Source organism: Bradyrhizobium viridifuturi (genome assembly GCF_001238275.1).
GTDB lineage: Bacteria > Pseudomonadota > Alphaproteobacteria > Rhizobiales > Xanthobacteraceae > Bradyrhizobium > Bradyrhizobium viridifuturi.
In genome coordinates, this window is record NZ_LGTB01000008.1 from 65,774 (window position 1) to 89,203 (window position 23,430).

The window sequence follows — 23,430 nt, forward strand, 5'->3', positions numbered from 1 at the left end:
TTTCGGTTGTTTTTCGCAGGCAATCGTAGTCGAACCGGGCAGCGTGACAAGCCTCTCGTTTTGCTCGCAATTTTCCGCACCATGGAGTACACGCAGGCCGTGCCTGCGAACCCTGAATCGATGACTGAAACCCCCGCCCTGACCCGCATCTATGTCGACGCCGACGCCTGTCCGGTGAAGGACGAAATCTATCGCGTCGCGATCCGGCTCGGCGTGCCGGTCAGCGTGGTCGCGGGCAATTTCATCCGTGTACCGCAGGATCCGCTGATCGAGCGCATCGCCGCCGGTTCCGGCATGGATGCCGCCGACGACTGGATCGCCGAACGCGCCCATGCGGGCGACGTCGTGATCACCGCCGACATTCCGCTGGCGAGCCGCTGCGTGAAGGCCGGCGCCGACGTAATCGCGCCGAACGGCAAGCCCTTCACCGAGCAATCGATCGGCATGACGCTCGCGGTGCGCAACCTGATGACTGACCTGCGTTCGTCCGGCGAGATCACCGGCGGGCCGAAATCATACTCGCCGCGCGACCGCTCGACCTTCCTGTCGACGCTCGACCAGACCATCCGCCGCATCCAGCGCCGCCGCGCCGAGCAGGCACCGGCGAACGGGAGTTAGCGCGATGGCTCCGCCTCCTCTGATCCAGCTCAAGGACATCAGCCTGACCTTTGGCGGCACGCCGCTGCTGTCAGGCGTCGAGCTGTCGGTCTCCGCCGGCGAACGTGTCTGCCTGATCGGCCGCAATGGCTCCGGCAAGTCGACCTTGCTGCGGATCGCGGCCGGCCTGGTCGAGCCGGACGCCGGCAGCCGTTTCGTGCAGCCCGGCGCCACCATTCGCTATCTGCCACAGGAGCCTGATTTCGGCGAGCACAAGACGACGCTCGCCTACGTCGAGGCCGGCCTTGGCCCCGGCGACGATCACTACCAGGCGCGCTACCTGCTCGAGCAACTCGGCCTGACAGGCGAGGAAGACCCGGCGCACGTCTCCGGCGGCGAGGCGCGCCGCGCGGCGCTCGCCCGCGTGCTGGCGCCCTTGCCCGACATCCTGCTGCTGGACGAGCCGACCAACCATCTCGACCTACCGACCATCGAATGGCTCGAAGGCGAACTGGAACGCCGGCGCTGCGCGCTGGTGCTGATCAGCCATGACCGCCGCTTCCTCACCAATTTGTCGCGCACCACCGCCTGGCTTGACCGCGGCCAGATCCGGCAGATCGAGCGCGGCTTCGGCGCCTTCGAGGAATGGCGCGACGAGGTGCTGGCCGAAGAAGAGCGCGAGCAGCACAAGCTCGACCGCAAGATCGTCAACGAGGAACACTGGCTGCGCTACGGCGTCTCCGGCCGCCGCAAGCGCAACGTCAAGCGGCTCGGCAATCTGCATGCGCTGCGCGACCAGCGCCGCAACTATCGCGGCGCCACCGGCAATGCCACGCTCGCCGCCGCCGAGGCCGAGAAATCCGGCCGCCTGGTGATCGAGGCCAAGAACATCGCCAAGGCCTTTGGCGAGCGCAAGATCGTCGACGGCTTTTCGACTAGGATCCAGCGCGGCGACCGGCTCGGCATCGTCGGCCCCAACGGCGCCGGCAAGACCACGCTGGTGCATCTTCTGATCGGCAACGATCCGCCCGATTCCGGCTCGGTGCGGCTGGGCGCCAATATCGAGATGGCGACGCTCGATCAGCACCGCGAGAGCCTCGATCCGAAGCTGACGCTCGCCGAGGCGCTCACCGGCGGCCGCGGCGATCACGTCATGGTCGGCGACAAGTCGAAGCACGTGATCGGCTACATGAAGGATTTCCTATTCGCGCAGGAGCAGCGCGGCACGCCGCTCGAAGCGCTATCTGGCGGCGAACGCGGCCGGCTGATGCTGGCCCGCGCATTGGCAAAACCGTCGAACCTCCTGATCCTGGACGAGCCGACCAACGACCTCGATCTCGAAACCCTCGACGTGCTCGAGGACATGCTCGGCGACTACGAGGGCACCGTGATCCTGATCAGCCACGACCGCGACTTCCTCGACCGCGTCGTGACGTCGGTGATCGTGCCCGAGGGCCAGGGCCGCTGGATCGAATATGCCGGCGGCTATTCCGACATGCTGGCGCAGCGCGGCACCGATGTGAAGCGCGAGACGGTGAAGGCAGAAGCCCCAACTGAAGAGAAGAAGGAAGCCAGGGCCGCGGCGCCCGAAGCCGCACCGAGGCGACGGCTGAGCTTCAACGAGAAGCACGCGCTGGAGACGCTGCCGAAGACGATCGACAAGCTGCACGCCGAGATCGCCAAGCAGCAGAAGCTGCTCGACGATCCCGATCTCTATGCGAAGGATCGCAAGAAATTCGACGCCGCTTCCGCGGCGATCGCCAAGGCGCAGGACGAGCTCGCCGCCGCCGAGGACCGTTGGCTCGAACTCGAAGTGCTGCGCGAAGAGATTGAGCAGGCATAGTTCGTAGAGCCGTCGGATGGGTAGAGCGAAGCGAAACCCATCACGGCAAGACGACCAATATCGATGGGTTTCGCTTCGCTCTACCCATCCTACGAGGCCGGAGAAGAAGGACAGACAATGACCACGCCCCTCGCCGCCAAGATCGCCAGGGAATACGGCACGCCCTGCGCCGTGATCGACATGGACCGGGTCGAGCGCAACATCGCGCGCATCCAGAAGGCCTGCGACGAGGCCGGAATCGCCAACCGGCCGCACATCAAGACCCACAAGAATCCGATGCTGGCGCAGCTTCAGATCAAGGCCGGCGCCAGGGGCATCACCTGCCAGAAGCTCGGCGAAGCCGAGATCATGGCCGACAGCGGCATCGACGACATCCTGATCAGCTACAATCTGCTCGGCGACGAGAAGATGGCGCGGCTCGGCGCGCTGCAAGGCAAGGCTAACGTCACCGTCGCGGCGGATAATTCCGTCGTTATCGGCGATCTGCCGAAGGCGGCGGCCGCTTCGGGCCGTCCGCTCTCGGTCGTTGTCGAATGCGATACCGGGCGCAAGCGCGCCGGCGTCGAGACCCCGGCCGAGGCGATCGCGCTGGCGCGCGAGATCGCCGGCTCAAAGGGCCTGAGCTTCGCGGGCTTCATGCTGTACCCGACCGAAACCGGCTGGGCGGATGCGCAGAAATTCTACGACGAGGCGCTGGCCGGCGTGCGCGCCCACGGCCTCGATGCGGCGATCGTCTCGACCGGCGGCACGCCGAACCTCGTCAATCTCGGCAGATTGAAGGGCGGCACCGAGCACCGTTTCGGCACCTACATCTACAACGACCGCATGCAGGTCGCGGCCGGCGTCGCGACCTGGGACGATTGCGCGCTGCATATCTATTCCACCGTGGTCAGCCGCGCCGGCCCCGAGCGCGGCATCCTCGATGCCGGCTCCAAGACGCTGACCTCGGACACCGGCGGGCTCGAAGGCCATGGCCTGATCCTCGAACATCCCGAGGCCAAGATCGCGCGCTTTGCCGAGGAGCACGGCTTCCTCGACCTATCCCGCAGCAACACGCGGCCGAATGTCGGCGACGTCGTGCGGATCGTGCCCAATCACGTCTGCGTTGTCGTCAACATGATGGACGAGGTCGTGATGGTGCGCGGCGACGAGATCATCGGCGCGTTGCCGGTGACGGCGCGCGGCAAGCTGCGCTAGGCGCGGATCAGCGCCTGCAGCTCCTGATCCAGCGCCGAACGAAACACCTCGATCGGCCGCGCCAGGCGGCCGGCGGGCGGACGGTGCACGATCCAGGCGCGCACCGCGGCCTTGAACCCTTCGATCCTGACCACCTTAAGCCGGTTACGGAGCGCGCTTCGCTTCAGCGCGACCGGCGTCACGACGCCGATGCCGAGCCCGCGCGCGACCAGCGACAGCCGCAGCTCACTGTCGAGCGCCTCGACCGCGACGTTGAACGGCAGATGCGCGGCTTCGAACTGGCGCTTCAATGTTTGGCGGAAGCCGCAACCGTCCTGGTTCATCACCCATCCCATGCGCGACAGCCATTCGAGGTCGGCGGATTTCGGCAGCTTGATGTCGCGCGCGACGACGAAGATGACCGGCTGCGCACCGAGATCGTCGGCGGCTAGGTCCGCCGGCGGCACGGCACCGTCCGGAATGCAGATCGCCGCCGCGTCCAGTTCGTTGCGGGAGACCGCGTCGACCTGGTGCGGCGAGAGACCCGCAACGACGCGCACTGCGAGGGCGGGAAACTCCGCGCGCACCGCATCGAGCGGACCGGCCAGCCCCGCCTCCGACAAATACGGCGTCAGGCCGAGCCTGAACTCGCCGCGCACCACGCCGTCATTGGCGACGCCCGACTTGAGGTCGTCAAGCATGCGCAGCACGCGGCGTCCCTGCTCATAGGCCTCGATCCCCGCAGCCGTCGGCCTCAGCGGCTTCGACAGGCGGTCGAGCAGCTGCGCGCCGAGCATCTCCTCGAGATTCTGGATCCGCCGCGTCACACCGGGCTGGGTCAAGTTCAGCCGCGCCGACGCCGCGACGATGGATCCGGTCTCCACCACGGCGACGAACGCCACGAGGTCATGCGTGTTCATAACAATCTCGCATATTCTTCATCATCTTATTTGAATTGTAGCATATTAGTCTGATCCCCTAAAGGGGGCCTCGCCACTTCCTCCCGAGGTCCCATGACCATTTCCGAAGCCACCAAACTCTCCCCTGGCCGCACCGCCTCGGTGCGTCCGCTGATCTGGATCGGCGCCATCACGACCGGCACCGTCGTCACCAATCTGTTTGCCCCGCAAATCCTGGTTGGCCTGATCGGCCGCTCGCTCGGCATGACAGCGTTCCAATCAGGCTTGATCTCGACGCTGACCCTGCTCGGCTACGCGCTCGGGCTGTTGCTGCTGGTGCCACTGGTCGACCTCGTCGAGAACAAACGGCTGATCCTGCGCACGCTGGCCTGCGCCATCATCACCGCGATCGGCACTGCGATGGCCCCGACGCCGGTGATCCTGCTCGCCGCCACCTTCATCCTCGGCGCGTCCTGCGCCGCGATCCAGATGGTGGTGCCGCTGGTGGCGTCGATGGTCCCGCCGGAACGTCGTGGACAGGCGATCGGCGACGTCATGAGCGGCTTGATGATCGGCATCCTGCTGTCGCGGCCGCTGGCAAGCCTGATCGCGGACAGCTGGAACTGGCGCGGCTACTATGTCATCTCGGCCGTACTGATGACGGTGCTCGCCGGCGCGCTGGCGCGCTATCTGCCGACCTTGCAGCCGGCGGCAAAAGTCAGCTACGGCGCGCTGCTGCGTTCGTTCCCCAAACTTTTGCGCGAGGAGCCGGTGCTGCGCGTGCGTTCCTGGACGGCCGCGCTGGTGATGGCATCATTCACCGCGTTCTGGGCCGCTGTCGCGCTGCGCCTGCCGGAGGCGCCGTTCAAGCTCGATGCCAGGGGAATAGCGCTGTTCGCGCTGATCGGCGTTGCCGGTGCCGCAGCGACGCCGCTCGCCGGCCGCTGGGGCGATCGCGGTCTTGCGCGGCCGCTGCTGATCGTCTCGCACCTTCTCATTGCCGGTGCGCTCGCGCTCTGCGCCTGGGCCGGCATGATCGAGTCGCAGGTCGCTGCCCTTTCACTGCTTGGTGTCGGCGCCGTGCTGCTCGATTTCGGCATCACCACCGACCAGACGCTCGGCCGCCGCGCCGTCAACCTGCTGCAACCCGAGGCGCGCGGCCGGATCAACGGCCTGTTCGTGGCGCTGTTCTTCATCGGCGGCGCGGTCGGCGCGGCAGCAGCATCCACGGCGTGGAGCTATGGCGGCTGGACGGCGGTCTGCGCGGTCGCCGCCACGTTCGGCGTGCTCGGCCTGATCACCGATCTTGCAACGAAGACGGGTACGGAATAAGCCGCCTCACAAGGCGCGTTGCGCGAGCCAGCTCAACGCGCCCTTCCCGGCGGCAACGCCGGTCGCGAACGATGCCTGCAACAGATAGCCGCCGGTCGGCGCCTCCCAGTCGAGCATCTCGCCGGCGGCGAAGACGCCGGGCAGCCGCCGCAGCATGAAATGCGCGTCGAGCTCGTCGAACCTGATGCCGCCGGCGCTCGAGATCGCGCGTGCGATCGGCGCGACGCCCGTGAGCTGAACCGGAATAGCGTTGATCAACCGCGCGAGCTCTGCCGGCGAGAACGATGTCAATGGCCGGCCGGAGGCAATCGCCGCCTCCTGCATCAGCCCGATGCCGACAGGAGAGAGTTGCGCCGCCTTGCGCAGGAAATTCGCGAGCGACTGCTTGCCGCGCGTCCCGGACAGCCGGGTGGTCAGCGCGGAGGCGTCGAGGTCCGGCCGCAGCGCGATCGTCAGCGTCGCCTGCCCGATGCCCAGCACCGCCTCGCGCAATTCCGCCGACAGCGCGTAGATCGCGCCGCCTTCGATGCCCGTGCGGGTGACGACGGCCTCGCCGCGCACGGTATGCGGCCCTATCGTGAGGGCGACGCCCTTGAGCGGCTGCCCTTCAAACCGGTCGCGGAAGATATTTGACCACGCGACGGTGAAGCCGGAATTGGCCGGTCGCATCGGCGTGACGGCAACGCCCTTCGCGCCAAGGAGCTCCGCCCAGGCAGCGTCCGAGCCGAGCCGCGGCCAGCTGGCGCCGCCGAGCGCGAGCACGGTCGCGTCAGCCCTGAACGCGCGCTTTCCGTCGGGTGTCTCGAATAGCAACGCACCTTGCGCATCCCATCCGACCCAGCGATGCCGGAATGCGAACGCGACGCCCGCGGCATCGAGCCGGCGGAGCCAGGCGCGCAGCAGCGGCGATGCCTTGAAGGCTTTTGGGAATACCCGGCCGCTGCTACCGACAAACGTCGGCTGCCCCAGAGCCTCGCTCCAGGCGCGCAAGGCGTCGGGCGGGAATGCCTCGATCGCGGATTTGAGGTGCGGCATCGCCTCGCGATAGCGCGCAAGGAAATCCGGCAGCGGCTCGGAGTGGGTGAGATTGAGCCCGCCGCGGCCGGCCATCAGGAACTTGCGGCCGGCCGACGGCATCGCGTCGTAGACGGTGACCTGTGCGCCGCCAGCCGCAAGAATTTCCGCCGCCATCAGGCCGGCAGGTCCGGCTCCGATGACGGCGACCTTCATGCTCAGAGCTTAATCCCGGCCCGCGCAGCGGCCTGGGCGACGTATTTCTGCGTCTGCTCGAATGCACCCTGCAGCGCCTTCGCGGTCGACATGTCACTGATCGCGTTGAAGTGCGCGGCGACACCGTCCGGCGTCCACTCCGCCTGCGGCAGGTTGACGCCTTCGGTCTCCAGCACGCGGATGACCGCGAACGAGCCGGCACCGGCGCCCATGATGGTGCGGGTCGGCGCATCCTCGCTGAGCAGGAATTCGACCGCCGGCGTGATCGCCTCCGGCTTCATCAGCTGAAGCGCCTGCGGCGGCAGCAGTTCCTCGGTCATGCGGGTCGCAGCCGTCGGCGAGATGGTGTTGACCTTGATGTTGTTCTTGCGGCCCTCTTCGGCGAGCACATTCATCAGGCCGACCATGCCGGCCTTCGCCGCACCGTAATTGGCCTGGCCGAAATTGCCGAACAGGCCGGACGACGAGGTCGTCAGCACGATGCGGCCGTAATTGCGCTCACGCATGCCGGCCCACACCGCCTTGCAGCAGTAGAACGTGCCGGTCAGATGCACGTCGAGCACCTTGGCCCAGTCGGCAACCTCCATCTTGGCGAACGACTTGTCGCGCAGGATGCCGGCATTGGCACAGAGCAGATCGACGCTGCCCCACTCCTTGGTGGCGCGCTCGACCATTGCGGTGACCTGCTCGAAGTTCGAGACGTCGGCGCCGTCGGCCATCGCGGTGCCGCCGGCTTTGCGGATCTCCTCGACCACAGTCTCGGCCGGCGACAGCGAACCGCCGGTGCCGTCGCGCGCGCCGCCGAAATCATTGACCACGACCTTGGCGCCGCGGCTGGCGAGCCCCAGCGCATGCGCCCGCCCAAGACCATTGCCCGCGCCGGTGACGATAGCGACGCGTCCGTCAAACCTGATTGCCATGCCGTTGATTCCTGTTCTTCCCTTCCCCCTTGCGGGAGAAGATGGCGCGCAGCGCGCCGGATGAGGGGTCTCCGCGAGCGCATGTGAGAGTCTTTGCGTGGAGACAGACCCCTCACCCACCCGCGATTGGCAGCTTTTGAGCAGCGATGGATGGCCGGGTCAAGTGCGGCACTGACCGGGCCAAGGGGGGCGCGTTAGACCGAAGGGGTCATCGATCCGCAGGGCTTCAGGCTTTTGAGCAGGTGCCCGCTCCAGCACTCGTGATGCTCCTGGGCGTAGCTCATCGAGCCGATCAGAAGCAAACCGACCACGACAAGTCCGGCGACGATGTTCTGCACCATGGCTGCCACTCCCGGGACCGCACCGCCTAGAGGCGACATGATGGACACCAGGATTCAAGGCCGTCAATGCACTACTTGGACGAGGCGGGCTCGCTCCACCTCTCCTGCTTGCAGGAAAGGTGGAGCTACTCAACCATCTGCCAGAGCCGTTTCCGTCCCGATTGAATCGGGCGGAGCTCTGGATTCTTGCCCGGACGCGTTTTCTTCGCGCGAACCGGCGTCGCTGGAAAACGCTCTAGCTGAAATAGATCAGGCCGAGCCAGTCGGCGACCAGCGCGGGCTTCTCCTCGCCCTCGATCTCGACGGTGACGTTGGTGCGCGACAGCAATTCCTTCGGCTTGCGCAGCGTTGCCTCCGCCAGCACGAAACGGCCACGAACGCGCTTGCCCGAGCGCACCGGCGAGATGAAGCGCAGCTTGTCAAAGCCGTAATTGACGCCCATCGCGGTGCCTTCGAGCACCGGCATCACCTCGTAGGACATGATGCTGAGCAGCGACATCGTGAGGAAGCCGTGGGCGATCGTGGTGCCGAACGCGGTCTCCTTCTTGGCCCGCTCGGGATCGACATGGATGAACTGGTGATCCTCGATCACGTCAGCGTAGGTATTAATGCGGCCCTGATCGAGCACGTGCCACGAGGACACGCCGATCTCTTTGCCGACCATGCCCTGGTAGGTTTCCAGCGACACCGGCGGCTTCTTCCAGACTTCATTCATTGGCTGACCTCCTAACCGGAGGTCCGCACCTTCTGCAGCTCCGGAAATTCTTCCTCGCGGAACTCGGCTCCGCGCAACGCATCTGTGCGATTATCGTCATGTTCGAGCCGGCGCAACTGCACCCGGCGGATTTTTCCGGAGATCGTCTTCGGCAGTTCGGTCACGAGCTCGATCTTGCGGATGCGCTTGAACGGCGCGAGCCTCGTGTGCAGGTGCTGGAAGATCGACAGCGCCGTCTCGGGGCTGCGCTCGACACCGGAGACCAGCAACACATAGGCCTTGGGGATCGCGAGCCGGATCGGGTCCGGGCTCGGCACCACGGCGGCCTCCGCCACCGCGTCATGCTCCAGCAGCACGCTCTCCAATTCGAACGGCGAGATGCGGTAGTCGGAGGATTTGAACACGTCGTCAGTGCGGCCGACGAAAGTGAGATAGCCCTCGTCGTCGGTGAACACGACGTCGCCGCTGCGATAGATCTCGCCGTCCGTACCAATGAGCTTGCCGTCGTCGCCCTGATAGCCCTGCATCAGACCGGCCGGCCTGTCGGCGCCGAGCAGCAAGGTCACCTCGCCTTCCTTGGCGGCGTGGCCGTCATTGTCGGTCACCTGGACGCGATAGCCCGGCAGCGGCCGGCCCATCGAGCCGACCTTCACCTTTTGCCCCGGCGAATTGCCCGCCAGCGCGGTGGTCTCGGTCTGGCCGTAGCCGTCGCGGATGGTCAGGCCCCAGGCCGATTTGACCTGGTCGATGATCTCAGGATTGAGCGGCTCGCCGGCGCCGCAGACCTCGCGCAGCGAGACCTTGAAGCTTGCGAGATCTTCCTGGATGAACATCCGCCACACCGTCGGCGGCGCGCACAGCGTGGTGACGCCGCAGCGGCCGATGATCGCGAGCAGTCCTTTCGCCTCGAAGCGCGGCTGGTTGGCGATGAAGATCGTTGCGCCGGCGTTCCACGGCGCGAAGAAGCAGCTCCAGGCATGCTTGGCCCAGCCGGGCGACGAGATGTTGAGATGGATGTCGCCGGGCTGCAGGCCGATCCAGTACATGGTCGAGAGATGGCCGACCGGATAGCTACGCTGGCTGTGCCGCACCAGCTTCGGCTTTGCCGTGGTGCCCGAGGTGAAATAGAGCAGCATCGGATCGTCGGCTTGGGTCGGGCCGTCGGCCGTGAAGCCGTCTGACGCCTTGGTCGCCTCCTCGAACGGCAGCCAGCCGTCCTGCGCCTGCGTCGCGCCGACGACGATGCGCACGAGCTTGTCGCTGCCGAGGCCTGCGAACTTTGCGACCTGATCCTGAGTTGCGACCACCGCCCTCGCCTTGCCGCGATCGAGCCGGTCGCGCAATTCGTCGGCGGTGAGCAGCGTGGTCGCGGGGATCACGACCACGCCGAGCTTCATGGCGGCCAGCATGGTCTCCCACAGCGGCACGACATTGCCGAGCAGCAGCAACAGATGATCGCCGCGCTTCAACCCCTGCGCCCGCAGGAAATTGGCGACCTGATTTGAGCGGTGCGACAGCTCGGCGAAGCTGAGCTTGGTTTCATTACCGCTGGCGGCATCGACGATCCACAGCGCCGCACGGTCGCGGCTGTCGGCATTGCGCGCGAGCTCGGCGTCGAACCAGTCGAGCGCCCAGTTGAACGGCACGGCATCCGGCCAGCGGAAGCCCTTCACCGCCGCGTCGTAGTCGGTTCGGTGCTTGAGCAGAAAGGCGCGTGCGTTCTGAAATGTGGTCATCCGGCTTCTCCACATCCGCTGTCTCATCCCCGCGCAACGCTTTGCGTTGTCGCTCGAGGAGCCGCGCTATGTGCGGCGTCCAAAGGATGACGCAATAGAATTACTTCCCAGCGAGGCTGCGAACGTGCTGGATAATTCCGGAAAAGTCGACCCCGCCGTGGCCCGACGCGTCGAAGGTCTTATAGAGCTCCTGCGCATGCTTGCCGAGCGGCGTCACCGCGCCGGCGGCATTGGCGGCGTCCTGTGCCAACGTCAGGTCCTTCACCATCAGGTTCGAAGCGAAGCCCGGCTTGTAGTCGTTGTTGGCCGGCGAGGTCGGCACCGGACCGGGAACCGGGCAGTAGGTCGTCAGCGACCAGCACTGCCCCGACGAGGTCGAGGCGACGTCGAACAGCGCCTGGTGCGACAGGCCGAGCTTTTCAGCCAACACGAAAGCCTCGCCGACCGCGATCATGGAGATGCCGAGGATCATGTTGTTGCAGATCTTCGCCGCCTGCCCCGCGCCGCCGGCGCCGCAATGCACGATCTTCTTGCCCATGTTGGCCAGCATCGGCTGGGCCGCCGCGAAGGCCTTGGCCTCGCCGCCGCACATGAAGGTCAGCGTCGCACCCTTGGCGCCGCCGGTGCCGCCGGAGACCGGCGCATCGACCGAGGCCATGCCGTGCTTGGCGGCCAGCGCATGCGCCTGCTTGGCGCTCTCGACGTCGATGGTCGAGCAGTCGATGATCAGCGCGCCCTTGGCCATCGCAGGAAGCACTTCGTTCCAGACGCCGAGCACATGCTTGCCGGCCGGCAGCATGGTGATGACAACATCGGCGCCCTTCACCGCGCCGACGCCGCTCTCGGCGATCGCGGCACCGTCGCTCTTCGCCTGATCGCGGGACGCGGCGACCAGATCGAACGCGGTCACCTTGTGGCCGGCCTTGACCAGATTGGCCGCCATCGGCCCGCCCATATTGCCGAGCCCGATGAATGCGACGTTTGCCATGGGAAGTTCCTCCGCTTGCGACGTTTCTATTTGCTGTCAGGGAATCTCAGTTCATCGGCGCCGATCTCGGCGAAGTAAGGCGCCAGCATCTCCGCCGTCACGTCCTCGATCCCAGGCGGCGACCATTTCGGACTGCGGTCCTTGTCGATCACGGCGGCGCGCACGCCCTCGCGGAAATCGTCGCTGGCGAACACTTCAAGTGCGGCGCGATATTCGCGCACCAGGCACTCTTCCAGCGTCTCGGTCGCCCGCGCCAGCCGCAGCAGTTTCAGCGTCACCGCCATGCCGCGCGGCGACTTCTCATTGAGCGTCTTCAGCGTGGCCAGCGCCAGGTCCGATCCGTCGGCCGTCAGTGCGGCGACGATGTCTTCCATCCGGCCGCGCGCGAACCAGCCGTCGATCTTGGCCTGCATCGCGGCAACAGGGCCGGATTTTTCGCCGGTCGCAAAGCCCGCGATCAGCCGGTCTATCTCCGCCGAACTGGTGCGTGGTGCGACCTTGGTCAGCGCCTCGCGAAGCGCGGGGAGCTTTGCGCTCGGCACCACGGCGTCGGCGAATTTGGCGTAGATCGCATCCGGACCATTCATGGTGGTGCCGGTGAGACCAAAATAGGTGCCGATCTCGCCCGGCGAGCGCGACAGCAGATAGGTGCCGCCGACGTCGGGGAAGAAACCAAGCCCGACTTCAGGCATCGCGAGTTTCGTCCGTTCGGTCACCACGCGGTGGCGGCTGTGCGCCGACAGGCCAACTCCGCCGCCCATCACGATGCCGTCCATGAACGCGACATAGGGCTTTGGGAACTGCTTGATCCGCGCGTTGAGGATGTACTCGTCACGCCACAGGATCTTGCCGAGATCACCCTTGACCTTGGAGCTTTCCCAGAGCGCGCGGATATCGCCGCCGGCACACAGGCCGCGCTCGCCGGCACCTTCCAGCACGATCACGGCGACCTCGGGATCGGCCTCGAACGCATCGAGCGCCCTGTCGATGTCGTGGAACATCTCCAGCGTGACGGCATTGATCGCCTTCGGCCGGTTGAGCCGGATGATGCCGGCCGCCCCTTCCTTGCGTGCGATCAGATCGCCTTCCGCGGCAACATCGTTCATCGCGCGCCCTCGATCAATTTGCGCGACACGATCAGCCGCATGATTTCATTGGTGCCTTCGAGGATCTGGTGCACGCGCAAATCGCGCACGATCTTCTCGACGCCGTACTCGCTGAGATAACCGTAGCCGCCGTGCAGTTGCAGCGCCTGGTTGGCAACCTCGAAGCCGACATCGGTGCCGAAGCGCTTCGCCATCGCGCACAGCATCGAGGCGTCGGGGTCCTTGCGATCGAGCGCCGCCGCGGCGCGCCACAGGAAGGTGCGCGCGGCTTCCAGCTCGGTCGCCATGTCGGCGATCTTGAATTGCAGGGCCTGGAATTCGTCGAGGCGCTTTCCAAAGGCCTTGCGGTCCTTCATGTAGGCCAGCGCCTTGTCGAGCGCCGCCTGCGCGCCGCCGAGCGAGCACGCCGCGATGTTGAGACGGCCGCCGTCGAGGCCGGCCATCGCGATCTTGAAGCCGATGCCCTCCTCGCCGAGCCGGTTCGCGACCGGCACGCGGGCATTCTCGAAAACGACCGCGCGGGTCGGCTGCGCGTTCCAGCCCATCTTGCGCTCGTTGTTACCGAACGACACACCCGGCGTCTTGCCGTCGATCACGATGGTCGAAACGCCGCCGGGGCCATCGCCGCCGGTGCGTACCATCGCCACCAAGAGGTCGGTGCTGCCGGCGCCCGAGATGAACTGCTTCTGGCCGTTGAGCACGTAATGATCGCCGTCGCGCACCGCGCGGGTCCGCAAGGCGGCGGCGTCGGAGCCGGCACCCGGCTCCGTCAGGCAGTAGCTGGCGATCAGCTCCATGGTGCACAGCTTCGGCAGCCATTGGTGGCGCTGGGTGTCGTTGCCGTAAGCATCGATCATCCAGGACGCCATGTTGTGGATCGAGATGAAGGCGGACGTGGTCGGACAGCCCGTCGCCAGCGCCTCGAAGATCAGCGCGGCATCGAACCGCGTCATCGCCGAGCCGCCGACTTCGTCCTTGATATAGATGCCGCCGATGCCGAGGCCTGCGGCCTCGCGCATCACGTCGACCGGAAAGTGCTTCTTCTCGTCCCATTCGAGCGCGTGCGGCGCGATCTTTTCCGCCGCAAACGCCCGCGCCATGTCGCGAACCGCGATCTGGTCCTCGTTGAGAGCGAACTGCATCATTGCCTCGCCCTGAACGGACTTACTTCATCGTCGGGATCGAGAACTCCGCACCGTCCTTGACGCCGGACGGCCAGCGCGAGGTCACCGTCTTGGTCTTGGTGTAGAAGCGGACCGAGTCCGGGCCGTGCTGGTTGAGATCGCCGAAGCCGGACTTCTTCCAGCCGCCGAAAGTGTAATAGGCGATCGGCACCGGGATCGGCACGTTGACGCCGACCATGCCGACATTGACTTTGGCCGCGAAGTCGCGCGCGGCGTCGCCGTCGCGGGTGAAGATCGCGACGCCGTTGCCGTAGTCATGGTCGGACGGCAGCGCCAGCGCCTCGTGATAGTCCTTGGCGCGCACCACCGACAGCACCGGGCCAAAAATCTCTTCCTTGTAGATCCGCATGTCCTTGGTGACGTTGTCGAACAGCGAACCGCCGAGATAGAAGCCGTTCTCGTAGCCCTGCATCTTGAAGCCGCGGCCGTCGACCGCGAGCGTGGCGCCTTCCTTGACGCCGATGTCGATGTAGCTCTTGACCTTCTCGACCGCCTCGCGGGTCACCAGCGGGCCATAGTCGGCCGACGGATCGACCGAGGTGCCGATCTTGAGCGACTCGACACGCGGGATCAGCTTTTCCATCAGCCGGTCAGCGGTGGTCTTGCCGACGGGCACCGCAACCGACACCGCCATGCAGCGCTCGCCGGCCGAGCCGTAGCCGGCGCCGATCAGCGCGTCGACCGCCTGGTCCATGTCGGCGTCGGGCATGATGATGGCGTGGTTCTTGGCGCCGCCGAAGCACTGGCAGCGCTTGCCGGTCTGCGCGGCGCGCTCATAAATATACTGGGCAATGGGCGTGGAGCCGACGAAGCCGATCGCCTTGACGTCGGGATCGTCCAGGATGGCGTCGACCGCTTCCTTGTCGCCGTTGACGACATTGAGGATGCCGGCCGGCAGCCCGGCTTCGATCATCAGTTCGGCGAGCTTCATCGGCACGCCGGGATCGCGCTCCGAGGGCTTCAGGATGAACGCGTTGCCGCAGGCGATCGCAGGGGCGAACTTCCACATCGGGATCATCGCCGGGAAGTTGAACGGCGTGATGCCGGCGACGACGCCGAGCGGCTGGCGCATCGAATAGATGTCGATGCCGGGACCGGCGCCTTCGGTGTACTCGCCCTTCATCAGATGCGGGATGCCGCAGGCGAACTCGGCGACCTCGAGGCCGCGCTGGATGTCGCCCTTGGCGTCGGGAACGGTCTTGCCGTGCTCGCGCGCGAGCAATTCGGCGAGCTTGTCGTAGTCGCGCTGCACCAGTTCGACGAACTTCATCATGACGCGGGCGCGGCGCTGCGGGTTGGTCGCCGCCCATTCGCCCTGTGCCGCCCTGGCGTTCTCGACCGCGGCGCGGACTTCGGCCTTGGAGGCCAGCGCGACCTTGGCCTGGACCTCGCCGGTCATCGGCTCGAAAACGTCTGCCGTACGGCCCGAGGTGCCCTTGACCTCCTTGCCACCGATGAAATGTCCGATTGAACGCATGGATAAACCTCCCTGAAGGACCTGAATCGCCAGCCGGCCGGCGGGATCACTTTACAAACCCTAATGACCCTGCATTTTATGGGATTCAAGTCCGATAAATTGCACCATAGATGTGCGGAAATGCAGGATCAAGGCGGCGACACGATCGACTGGGACGACTTCCGTTTCGTGCTTGCCATCGTGCGCGGCGGGTCGGTTTCGGCTGCCGCCAAGCAGCTTGGCGTCGATCATGCCACAGTGATCCGGCGTGTCGACCGGCTGGAAGGCCACCTCTCCGCAAAACTGTTTGATCGCCGCAAGACCGGCTACCTGCTCACCGAGGCCGGCCAGCGCGTCGCCGACAGCGCCGAGGCGATGGAATCCACCATCGTCGCCAACCAGGAGGCGGTCGGCGGCTCGCGCGCCCACTTGACCGGCACGGTGCGGATCGGCGCGCCCGACGGCTTCGGCAGCCACTTTTTGGCCTCGCGGCTGGTCAAGTTCACCGAGCGGTATCCCGATCTCGATCTGCAGCTCGTCGCCACCGCGCGGCTGTTCTCGCTCTCCAAGCGCGAGGCCGACATTGCGATCAGCCTGACCATGCCGAAGGAAGGCCGCATCGTTGGCCGCAAGCTCCTGGACTACACGCTCGGGCTTTATGCCGCGCCCGCCTATCTGGCGCAGGCGCCTGCCATCGCCGCGCGTACCGACCTGCCGCGGCACCGCTTCGTCGGTTACATCGAGGAGCTGCTGTTCACACCGGAACTGGACTATCTCCCGCAGGTCTCTCCGAAGATCTCCGCGAAATTCCGCAGCGCCAATCTGATCGCGCAGCTCAATGCCACCATTGCCGGCTTCGGCATCGCCGTGCTGCCGCACTTCATGGCATCAGCCCATCCCGAGTTGCAGCCGGTGCTGCGCGACGAGGTGCGCATCTCGCGCACCTTCTGGCTCCTGATGCACGCCGACAGCAAGGACCTCGCGCGCATCCGGGCGGTGGCGGATTATATCTACGAGACCGTGGAAGCCGAGCGCGCGCTATTTAGTGGGCCGTAGGGCTCGGCGACGTCATCCGGCGGATCGGATGCCGCGCGGGTCGACATCCCGGTTCGATGCGACGTAGTCGACCTCGCCGCGCGATATCCCGATATCCATGAGCTCCCGATCGCTCAGGCTGCCGAGGTCGGCGCGCAGCCGCTCCCATTTGCGCCATTCCTGAATTGCGTCCCAAAAGCTCCTGAAGGCGCCGGAGATCCGCGGCGTCGATGCGGTCGCTTGGGCCGAATTCAATGGACCGTAGGTCGTGCTCATTGCAGCACCTCCAGGTTCGTTCCGACAGGGCAAGGTACCGGGGCGTGCTCGAACGCACTTGACAGCCGGCTTACATTTTCCTCACCGGCGGCTTATTCTTCGCCCGTGAGGCCCGGCCACAGTGCCTCATCGCGACCATCGGACGCACACCCAAGGGATTCGCGGCTTGCGCTATCTCTTCGAGGAGTACGCACTCGACACGGACCGGCGCGAGCTGCATCGCGGGACGGACGTGGTCTCTGTCGCGCCACAGGTATTCGACCTGCTCGACTTTCTGATCCGCAACAGGGAGCGCGTCGTCAGCAAGGACGATCTCATCGAGGCGATCTGGAACGGGCGTTGCGTGTCCGATGCGGCCCTGACCACACGCTTCAACGCTGCGCGGAGTGCGATCGGCGATTCCGGCCAGGCGCAGCGCCTCATCAAGACCCTGCCGCGCAAGGGCTTCCGGTTCGTCGGCATGGTCCGGGAAGAGCCGGTGCCGGCGAGCGCGGCAACAGCCGACCCTCCGGTCGAACCGCAGCAGCCACCCCGCAAGCTCACCGACAAGCCTTCGATCGCCGTGCTGCCGTTTCAGAACCTCAGCGCCGACCCTGAACAAGAGTATTTCGCCGATGGCGTCGTGGAAGAGATCACGATGGCGCTGTCGCGGTTTCGCTGGCTGCTCGTGATCGCGCGCAATTCGAGTTTCACCTACAAGGGCCGGCCCGTGGACATCAAGCAGGTCGGCCGCGAGCTTGCGGTGCGCTATGTGCTCGAAGGCAGCGTGCGCAAGGCCGGAAACCGCATTCGCATCGCCGGTCAGCTGATCGATACCGAAACCGGCGCACATCTCTGGGCGGACCGCTTTGACGGGGCGCTCGAAGATATCTTCGATCTGCAGGACCAGGTGACCTCCACCGTCGTGGGCGCCATCGCACCCATGCTGCAGCGCGAGGAAATCAAGCGAGCCAGGCGCAAGCCAACCGAGAATCTGGATGCATACGACTATTACCTGCGTGGATTGGCGATCGTTCGCCAGTGGACCAGGGAAGCCAACGGCGAAGCGCTCCAGCTCTTCAGCAAGGCGATCCAGCTCGACCCCGGTCTCGCCTGCGCCTATGGCATGGCCGGGTGGTGCTACATCCAACGCAAAGCGCGCCACTGGATGATGGATCGTGTGCAGGAAAGTGCCGAAGCTACGCGGCTAGGCTGGAAGGCGGTGCATCTCGGAGCAGACGACCCTGCAGCGATCTGCATGGGTGCCTATGTCCTCGCCTTCATCGCCCATGAATTCGATGATGCCGCCGCATTCGTGGATCGCGGGCTGGCGGTCAATCCGAACCTGGCGCAAGCGTGGCATCTCGGTGCCTGGGTGAGAGCCTTCAGGGGCGAACCCGATCTCGCGCTTGACTACGCGATGCACGCCATGCGCCTCAGCCCTCTCGATCCATCCATGTACGGCATACACGGAGCGATGTCGTATGCGCATTTTCTCTCGGGCCGCTACGAAATGGCGTCGTCATGGGCCGAAAGAGCATTGCGCGACAATCCGGATTTCCTGCTGGCCATCTGCATGTCCGCAGCCAGCAACGCACTCACCGGACGCCTCGAGGCGGCACAAAAGGGCATCGCACGCATCCGCGAGCGCGATCCCGATTTGCGCATCTCCAATCTGGGAGAGCTCGCACCATTTCGGCGAGCGGAGGATCTTGCGGTCTTTACCAAGGCCCTTCGCGCAGCCGGGCTCCCTGAATGAATGTGGGTTCGCGGCGCACCCTCAGCAGCAGAATCGAACCGGCGAACCGCGTCGGTGGCCGACTACATCCTACACTACAAGACGATGGAAACCGGGCGCACGCCGCTTAGCGGGCCATGATGTCGTCGTCCGAGCTTTCGCCGGGACGACGCGGGGACGCAAATCGGCTAGTTTACCTTGGCTTTCTTCGCCGACGCCTTCACTGTCGTCGCACGTCCCAGCGCCGCCTCGCGGCCCGCGCTCAGGATTTCGTCGGACATCTCGCCATTGCCGGCGATCCGCGACATCACGATGGTGCCCAGCATGGTCGCGAGCACACCCATGGCCTGCTTGCGCGCGGTCTTGCGCGGCACGTCCTGGATCTGGTCGGTGATCATGTCGATCATCTGGTCCAGCTTGAGCGCAAAGGCCTTGCGGGTCTTGAGGCTTTCGCGGGCGATCTCGGCGCCGAGCGCCGGCACCGCGCAACCCTGGCCGGGGTCGTCGCGATGGGTCGCCGACAGGTAGCCGTCGACGATGGTCGAAAGCCGCTTCTCCGGCGCCACCTCCGCGGTGACCTTGCGCCAGCGCTCGGTGGCGCGGTCCATCGCATAGTTGAACGCCTCGATCACCAGCGCCTCGCGCGAGTCGAAATGCGCGTAGAAGCCGCCATGGGTCAGCCCGGCGTCCTTCATCAGGTCGGCGACGCCGATGCCATGGGCGCCCTTCTCGCGCAGCCGCGTCGCGGCCTTCTTCACGATTCGCGCGTGGGTCTCCTGCTTGTGTTCTTTCGAATAGCGCATGCCGATCTCATGGAATGTTTCTAATCATATAATAGCAGAGTTGCGCCGGGAATGCTGCAGTTATTTCGCGCTACCTGCCGCTTTAGGTTCCCCGCCGAGCATCGAGAATGTCGCAGTCGCGTGCACCGCAAGATTGCCCCTGCCGTCGCGGACGAAGCCCTCGGTGTAGCTGGTCTGGCGGCCGAGCTTGATCACCTTGCCCTCGGCCGAGATGGTTCCCGAGCGCGCCGAAAGCGGGCGCAGATAGGTCACTTTGAGGTCGAGCGTGACCGAGGTCTGCCCCGCCGGCAGCATGGTCGAGATCGCGCAACCCATCGCGGTGTCGAGCAGCGCCGCGGCGGTCGCGCCGTGCAGCAGGCCGATGGTGTTTTCCAGGCTTTCATGCGGCTCGAGTTCCATCACGATCCGCCCCTCGTCGACCACGGCGACGCGGAAGCCGATCAACCTGGCCATCGGCGGCGGCGGCAAGCGGCCGTCGCGGATCCCGCGCATCGCCTCGATGCCGGACATCGGCAGCGCCGCCTTCGCCACCGGCCCGGGCGCCTGCCATTCCACCACGCGCGTGCGCGTCAGCTCGGGCGAATGAAGATCTGCTGTCTCAGCGGCGGTCATGATCGCTCCATTTATATGATGAGCATAATTCTATATATCCGCGTTCGCCGGCGCAACCGCGGCGCCGATGCTTGACAGGGACCGGGTTTGTCCGGGACATGGCGCGATCAATTCCTGCGCCGGGACTTTTTCCATGGACATGCTCAATCCCCATTGCGGCATCGACCGCGACCACAGAGGCGTCGTCCGCCTCACCATCTGCAACGCCGGCAAGCTGAACATCGTCAGCTCGGCCGTGACCAACGGCGTGCGCGAAGGCTTTGAGCATCTGGCCGCCGATCCGACCATCCGCGCGGTGATCCTGGCCGGCGAAAGCGAACGCAGCATGATCGGCGGCGCCGACATCAAGGAGATGGCGACGCTCGACCAGACATCGGCCGAGGCCTTCATCAGCCGCCTGCGCGACCTCTGCGAGGCCGTGCGCAAATTCCCCGCGCCCGTCATCGCCCGCCTGCCCGGCTGGTGCCTCGGCGGCGGCCTCGAGGTCGCGGCCGCCTGCGACGTCCGCATCGCCGCGCATGACGCAATGTTCGGCATGCCCGAGGTCCGGGTCGGCATCCCCTCGGTGATCCACGCCGCGCTGTTGCCGCGCCTGATCGGCTGGGGCCGCGCCCGCTGGCTGATGATGACCGCCGAGAACATCGACGCCCCGACCGCGCTGTCCTGGGGCCTGGTCGACACAGTGGCAAAACCCGGCGGTCTCGATGAGGTCGTCGAGCACACCGTCAAAGCGCTGCTGGAATGCGGCCCCGAGGCGCTGCGCATCCAGAAGGACCTGCTGCGGCAATGGGAGGAGCTGCCGCTGACCGAGTCGGTCAACCTCAGCGTCGGCGTGTTCGGAAAATCGTTCCAGACCGGCGAGCCGCAGCGGCTGCTGCAGGGGTTTTTGGATCGCAAACGGTAATAGCAACAACGCATTTGACGGACTGTTGACCGCCGACGACAGCCGACTAGGCTAACCTGAACGACGAGACAGGCGCGTCCGATCGAGAACGTCGATCGCAACGGCCGTCTCGCCGACGCCCGCGGGCCAAGAAGACAATCATTTTCGGGACAAACGCACGGGGGCACCACTCAAAGGCAGCAGGAGGACATATGGTCCAAAAGCGCGACGTTCCCGGTATCCGCCCCTATGATGCTCCGGCCGGCGGCTGGGGCGCCCTCAAGGCCACCGCCGAGGCGGTTCGCACCCAGATGGATCTGGTCGAGGCGCCGATCACGCTGCTGCGGACCAACAAGCCCGACGGCTTCGATTGTCCGGGCTGCGCCTGGCCCGACAAGGAGCACACCTCCACCTTCCAGTTCTGCGAGAACGGCGCCAAGGCCGTGACCTGGGAGGCGACCAGCAAGCGCGTCACACCGGAATTCTTCGCCGCGCACACCGTGACCGAACTGCTCGGCTGGACCGATTTCCATCTGGAGAACGAGGGCCGGCTGACCGAGCCGCTCGCCTATGATTCCGCAAGCGACACCTACCAGCCGATCGCGTGGGATGCCGCCTTTGCGCGGATCGGCGAGAGCCTGCGCGCGCTGCCGGATCCCAACATGGCCGAGTTCTACACCTCCGGCCGCGCCTCGAACGAGGCCGCCTTCCTGTTCCAGATCTTCGCGCGCGAATACGGCAGCAACAATTTCCCCGACTGCTCGAACATGTGCCACGAGGCGACCAGCGTCGGGCTGCCGCAATCGATCGGCATCGGCAAGGGTACGGTGTCGCTGGATGATTTCGACCATTGCGAGCTGATCATCGCGATGGGCCACAACCCCGGCACCAACCATCCGCGCATGATGGGCACGCTGTGGGAGGTCTCGCGCCGCGGCGTGCCGATCATCGTGTTCAATCCGCTGCGCGAGCGCGCGCTGGAGCGTTTTGCCGATCCGCAGGACCCGATCGAGATGGCAACGCTCGGCTCGACCCGGATCGCCTCGACCTATTATCAGCCCAAGGTCGGCGCCGACGCCGCGGTGCTGAAGGGCGTCATGAAGGCGCTGATCGAGAAGGATGACGCGAGCCACGACGTGCTCGATCATGCCTTCATCGCCGAGCACACCAACGGCTTCGAGCTTTCGCGGCCGATCTGCGCGCGACGCCATGGGAATCGATCGAGACCGTCTCCGGCTTCAGCCGCGCCCAGCTCGGCGAGGTCGCCGCCGCCTACGCCAAGTCCAACGCCACCATCGTCACCTACGGCATGGGCATCACCCAGCACATGCGCGGCACCGACAATGTGCAGCAGATCGCAAACCTGCTGCTCTTGAAGGGCAATTACGGCAAGCCCGGCGCCGGCATCTGCCCGCTGCGCGGTCACTCCAACGTGCAGGGCAATCGCACCGTCGGCATCACCGAGAAACCCAATATCCCGATGTTCGAGGGCATCGAGCGCACCTTCGGCTTCAAGCCGCCGCGCCATCACGGCCATGACGCGGTCGCGGCGATGGAGGCAATCGACGACGGCCGATCGAAGGTGCTGATCTGCCTCGGCGGCAACTTTGCCATCGCACTGCCCGACCCTGAACGTTGCACCGCCGCCATGCGCAAGCTCGAGCTTGCCGTGCATCTCGGCACCAAGCTGAACCGCTCGCATCTTCTGGTCGGCAAGCAGTCGATCATCCTGCCGGTGCTGGGCCGCACCGAACGCGATATCCAGGCCTCGGGGCCGCAGGTCGTCACCGTCGAGGATTCGATGTCGATGGTGCACGCCTCGCGCGGCAAGCTCACCCCGGCCTCGGAAAATCTGCTCTCGGAATCGGCCATCGTCGCCGGTATGGCGATGGCGACCCTGCCGGCGAGCAAGGTGCCGTGGATCGAGCTGATAGCCGACTACGACCGCATCCGCGACGCCATCGAGGGCGTCTTCCCCGACTTCAAGGATTACACGCCCGCATCCGGACTCCCGGCGGCTTCCGCCTGCCGCTGCCGCCGACCGAGCGCAAATGGACCACGCCGTCAGGAAGGCCGAATTCCTGATCTTCAAGGGCCTGGAAGAGGACCCGGTGCTGTCGGACAAGTCAGTCCTCAAGCTCGCCACCATCCGCAGCCACGACCAGTACAACACCACGATCTATGGGTTGAATGACCGCTATCGCGGCGTGTTCGGACGGCGCGATGTGCTGTTCACCAGTGCAGCCGATCTCGCCGAACGCGGACTTGCCCATGGCGACCTCGTCGAGATCGAGACCGCGCTGCCCGGGGGCACGCCGCGCCGCCTCACCCTCACCGCGATCGCCTACGACATCGCCCGCGGCTCGGTCGCCGCCTATTATCCCGAAGCCAACGGCCTGGTGCCGCTCGACTATCAGGACAAGGAAAGCGGCACGCCGTCGTACAAATCGGTGCCGGTGCACATCCGCCGGGCTACGAAGGCGGCGTGACCGACACAAAGCCCGGCTCGTAGCCCGGGTGAAGCGCAGCGAAATCCGGGGACGCGGCATCTGCGCATGCCCGGATTGCGCTACGTTCCATC

At 65.7% G+C, this 23,430-nt stretch carries 20 protein-coding genes and 1 pseudogene; 8 read left to right on the forward strand and 13 right to left on the reverse strand.

The features are described from left to right. Positions 1-120: 120 nt before the first annotated feature. The 3 genes from ALC15_RS09245 to ALC15_RS09255 all read left to right on the forward strand — a co-directional run bounded on the left by ALC15_RS09245 (position 121) and on the right by ALC15_RS09255 (position 3,637). A complete protein-coding gene (locus tag ALC15_RS09245) occupies positions 121-618 on the forward strand; it encodes a YaiI/YqxD family protein (protein WP_050627076.1) in 498 nt (165 codons plus the stop codon). Positions 619-622: 4 nt separating this feature from the next. Then, positions 623-2,440: an ABC-F family ATP-binding cassette domain-containing protein gene (locus ALC15_RS09250; RefSeq protein WP_050626974.1), complete on the forward strand. Its 1,818-nt coding sequence runs from the start codon at positions 623-625 to the stop codon at positions 2,438-2,440. Between the two features lie 117 nt (positions 2,441-2,557). Then, positions 2,558-3,637, forward strand: coding sequence for a D-TA family PLP-dependent enzyme (locus ALC15_RS09255; RefSeq protein WP_050627077.1), 1,080 nt, complete (start codon positions 2,558-2,560; stop codon positions 3,635-3,637). Here ALC15_RS09255 and ALC15_RS09260 read toward each other — a convergent pair. Then, entirely contained in the window at positions 3,634-4,536 is a 903-nt protein-coding gene (locus ALC15_RS09260) for a LysR family transcriptional regulator (RefSeq protein ID WP_050626975.1), read from the reverse strand. The two genes, ALC15_RS09255 and ALC15_RS09260, sit on opposite strands and share 4 nt — an antisense overlap. 93 nt (positions 4,537-4,629) lie before the next feature. Between ALC15_RS09260 and ALC15_RS09265 the strand changes: the two genes are divergently transcribed. Further along, positions 4,630-5,847 (forward strand): MFS transporter, encoded by a 1,218-nt coding sequence (locus tag ALC15_RS09265; RefSeq protein WP_050626976.1) that lies wholly within the window; start codon positions 4,630-4,632, stop codon positions 5,845-5,847. A gap of 6 nt (positions 5,848-5,853) precedes the next feature. Here ALC15_RS09265 and ALC15_RS09270 read toward each other — a convergent pair whose 3' ends face one another. The 9 genes from ALC15_RS09270 to ALC15_RS09310 form a co-directional block, all read right to left on the reverse strand. Beyond that, a complete protein-coding gene (locus ALC15_RS09270; protein ID WP_094193783.1) occupies positions 5,854-7,077 on the reverse strand; it encodes a BaiN/RdsA family NAD(P)/FAD-dependent oxidoreductase in 1,224 nt (407 codons plus the stop codon). Between the two features lie 2 nt (positions 7,078-7,079). Continuing rightward, the gene (locus ALC15_RS09275) at positions 7,080-7,997 is read right to left on the reverse strand and encodes an SDR family NAD(P)-dependent oxidoreductase (RefSeq protein WP_050626977.1); all 918 of its coding nucleotides are present in this window, start codon (positions 7,995-7,997) and stop codon (positions 7,080-7,082) included. A gap of 194 nt (positions 7,998-8,191) precedes the next feature. Beyond that, positions 8,192-8,338: a hypothetical protein gene (locus tag ALC15_RS09280; protein ID WP_244486004.1), complete on the reverse strand. Its 147-nt coding sequence runs from the start codon at positions 8,336-8,338 to the stop codon at positions 8,192-8,194. 235 nt (positions 8,339-8,573) lie between these two features. After that, complete coding sequence (locus ALC15_RS09285; RefSeq protein ID WP_024582135.1) at positions 8,574-9,053, reverse strand: MaoC family dehydratase; 480 nt, start codon at positions 9,051-9,053, stop codon at positions 8,574-8,576. An 11-nt stretch (positions 9,054-9,064) separates the two neighbouring features. Then, positions 9,065-10,789, reverse strand: coding sequence for an AMP-binding protein (locus ALC15_RS09290; protein ID WP_050626978.1), 1,725 nt, complete (start codon positions 10,787-10,789; stop codon positions 9,065-9,067). A gap of 100 nt (positions 10,790-10,889) precedes the next feature. After that, positions 10,890-11,807 (reverse strand): 3-hydroxyisobutyrate dehydrogenase, encoded by a 918-nt coding sequence (gene mmsB, locus ALC15_RS09295; RefSeq protein ID WP_283806262.1) that lies wholly within the window; start codon positions 11,805-11,807, stop codon positions 10,890-10,892. After that, positions 11,804-12,883 (reverse strand): enoyl-CoA hydratase/isomerase family protein, encoded by a 1,080-nt coding sequence (locus tag ALC15_RS09300; protein WP_050626980.1) that lies wholly within the window; start codon positions 12,881-12,883, stop codon positions 11,804-11,806. Before ALC15_RS09300 ends, mmsB begins: the two co-directional genes overlap by 4 nt. Further along, entirely contained in the window at positions 12,880-14,025 is a 1,146-nt protein-coding gene (locus ALC15_RS09305) for an isobutyryl-CoA dehydrogenase (RefSeq protein WP_050627080.1), read from the reverse strand. The genes ALC15_RS09300 and ALC15_RS09305 overlap by 4 nt, the downstream gene beginning before the upstream one ends. Positions 14,026-14,047: 22 nt before the next feature. After that, complete coding sequence (locus ALC15_RS09310) at positions 14,048-15,544, reverse strand: CoA-acylating methylmalonate-semialdehyde dehydrogenase (protein WP_050626981.1); 1,497 nt, start codon at positions 15,542-15,544, stop codon at positions 14,048-14,050. A gap of 120 nt (positions 15,545-15,664) precedes the next feature. On the opposite strand from ALC15_RS09310, the gene ALC15_RS09315 reads away from it, so the two are divergent. Further along, on the forward strand, positions 15,665-16,579 hold the full coding sequence (locus ALC15_RS09315; RefSeq protein WP_050626982.1) for a LysR family transcriptional regulator: 915 nt from the start codon (positions 15,665-15,667) through the stop codon (positions 16,577-16,579). Positions 16,580-16,591: 12 nt separating this feature from the next. Here the strand turns inward: ALC15_RS09315 and ALC15_RS09320 are convergent, their stop codons facing one another. Further along, positions 16,592-16,834 carry a DUF1127 domain-containing protein gene (locus ALC15_RS09320; RefSeq protein WP_063781800.1) on the reverse strand — a complete coding sequence of 81 codons (243 nt, stop codon included), beginning with the start codon at positions 16,832-16,834 and terminating at the stop codon, positions 16,592-16,594. Between the two features lie 166 nt (positions 16,835-17,000). On the opposite strand from ALC15_RS09320, the gene ALC15_RS09325 reads away from it, so the two are divergent. Then, on the forward strand, positions 17,001-18,572 hold the full coding sequence (locus ALC15_RS09325) for a winged helix-turn-helix domain-containing tetratricopeptide repeat protein (protein WP_050626983.1): 1,572 nt from the start codon (positions 17,001-17,003) through the stop codon (positions 18,570-18,572). 167 nt (positions 18,573-18,739) lie between these two features. Here ALC15_RS09325 and ALC15_RS09330 read toward each other — a convergent pair whose 3' ends face one another. After that, positions 18,740-19,354, reverse strand: a complete 615-nt coding sequence (locus ALC15_RS09330; RefSeq protein ID WP_050626984.1) for a TetR/AcrR family transcriptional regulator — start codon at positions 19,352-19,354, stop codon at positions 18,740-18,742. A gap of 60 nt (positions 19,355-19,414) precedes the next feature. After that, positions 19,415-19,966, reverse strand: a complete 552-nt coding sequence (locus tag ALC15_RS09335; RefSeq protein ID WP_050626985.1) for a PaaI family thioesterase — start codon at positions 19,964-19,966, stop codon at positions 19,415-19,417. 133 nt (positions 19,967-20,099) lie between these two features. Here ALC15_RS09335 and ALC15_RS09340 point away from each other — a divergent pair, with 133 nt between their 5' ends. Together ALC15_RS09340 and ALC15_RS09345 are read left to right on the forward strand one after the other, a co-directional pair. Further along, positions 20,100-20,870, forward strand: coding sequence for an enoyl-CoA hydratase (locus tag ALC15_RS09340; protein WP_050626986.1), 771 nt, complete (start codon positions 20,100-20,102; stop codon positions 20,868-20,870). Positions 20,871-21,061: 191 nt separating this feature from the next. After that, positions 21,062-23,338 (forward strand): annotated as a pseudogene (locus tag ALC15_RS09345) (FdhF/YdeP family oxidoreductase). Positions 23,339-23,430: the final 92 nt, after the last annotated feature.

Coding starts and splice junctions, on each gene's coding strand:
- ALC15_RS09285 (WP_024582135.1), bottom strand. CDS start 9,053: ATGAATGAAGTCTGGAAGAAGCCGCCGGTGTCGCTGGAAACCTACCAG.
- ALC15_RS09250 (WP_050626974.1), top strand. CDS start 623: ATGGCTCCGCCTCCTCTGATCCAGCTCAAGGACATCAGCCTGACCTTT.
- ALC15_RS09310 (WP_050626981.1), bottom strand. CDS start 15,544: ATGCGTTCAATCGGACATTTCATCGGTGGCAAGGAGGTCAAGGGCACC.
- ALC15_RS09245 (WP_050627076.1), top strand. CDS start 121: ATGACTGAAACCCCCGCCCTGACCCGCATCTATGTCGACGCCGACGCC.
- ALC15_RS09340 (WP_050626986.1), top strand. CDS start 20,100: ATGGACATGCTCAATCCCCATTGCGGCATCGACCGCGACCACAGAGGC.
- ALC15_RS09300 (WP_050626980.1), bottom strand. CDS start 12,883: ATGAACGATGTTGCCGCGGAAGGCGATCTGATCGCACGCAAGGAAGGG.
- ALC15_RS09305 (WP_050627080.1), bottom strand. CDS start 14,025: ATGCAGTTCGCTCTCAACGAGGACCAGATCGCGGTTCGCGACATGGCG.
- ALC15_RS09335 (WP_050626985.1), bottom strand. CDS start 19,966: ATGACCGCCGCTGAGACAGCAGATCTTCATTCGCCCGAGCTGACGCGC.
- ALC15_RS09290 (WP_050626978.1), bottom strand. CDS start 10,789: ATGACCACATTTCAGAACGCACGCGCCTTTCTGCTCAAGCACCGAACC.
- ALC15_RS09320 (WP_063781800.1), bottom strand. CDS start 16,834: ATGAGCACGACCTACGGTCCATTGAATTCGGCCCAAGCGACCGCATCG.
- ALC15_RS09280 (WP_244486004.1), bottom strand. CDS start 8,338: ATGGTGCAGAACATCGTCGCCGGACTTGTCGTGGTCGGTTTGCTTCTG.
- ALC15_RS09270 (WP_094193783.1), bottom strand. CDS start 7,077: ATGAAGGTCGCCGTCATCGGAGCCGGACCTGCCGGCCTGATGGCGGCG.
- ALC15_RS09330 (WP_050626984.1), bottom strand. CDS start 19,354: ATGCGCTATTCGAAAGAACACAAGCAGGAGACCCACGCGCGAATCGTG.
- ALC15_RS09260 (WP_050626975.1), bottom strand. CDS start 4,536: ATGAACACGCATGACCTCGTGGCGTTCGTCGCCGTGGTGGAGACCGGA.
- ALC15_RS09275 (WP_050626977.1), bottom strand. CDS start 7,997: ATGGCAATCAGGTTTGACGGACGCGTCGCTATCGTCACCGGCGCGGGC.
- ALC15_RS09315 (WP_050626982.1), top strand. CDS start 15,665: ATGCAGGATCAAGGCGGCGACACGATCGACTGGGACGACTTCCGTTTC.
- ALC15_RS09255 (WP_050627077.1), top strand. CDS start 2,558: ATGACCACGCCCCTCGCCGCCAAGATCGCCAGGGAATACGGCACGCCC.
- ALC15_RS09265 (WP_050626976.1), top strand. CDS start 4,630: ATGACCATTTCCGAAGCCACCAAACTCTCCCCTGGCCGCACCGCCTCG.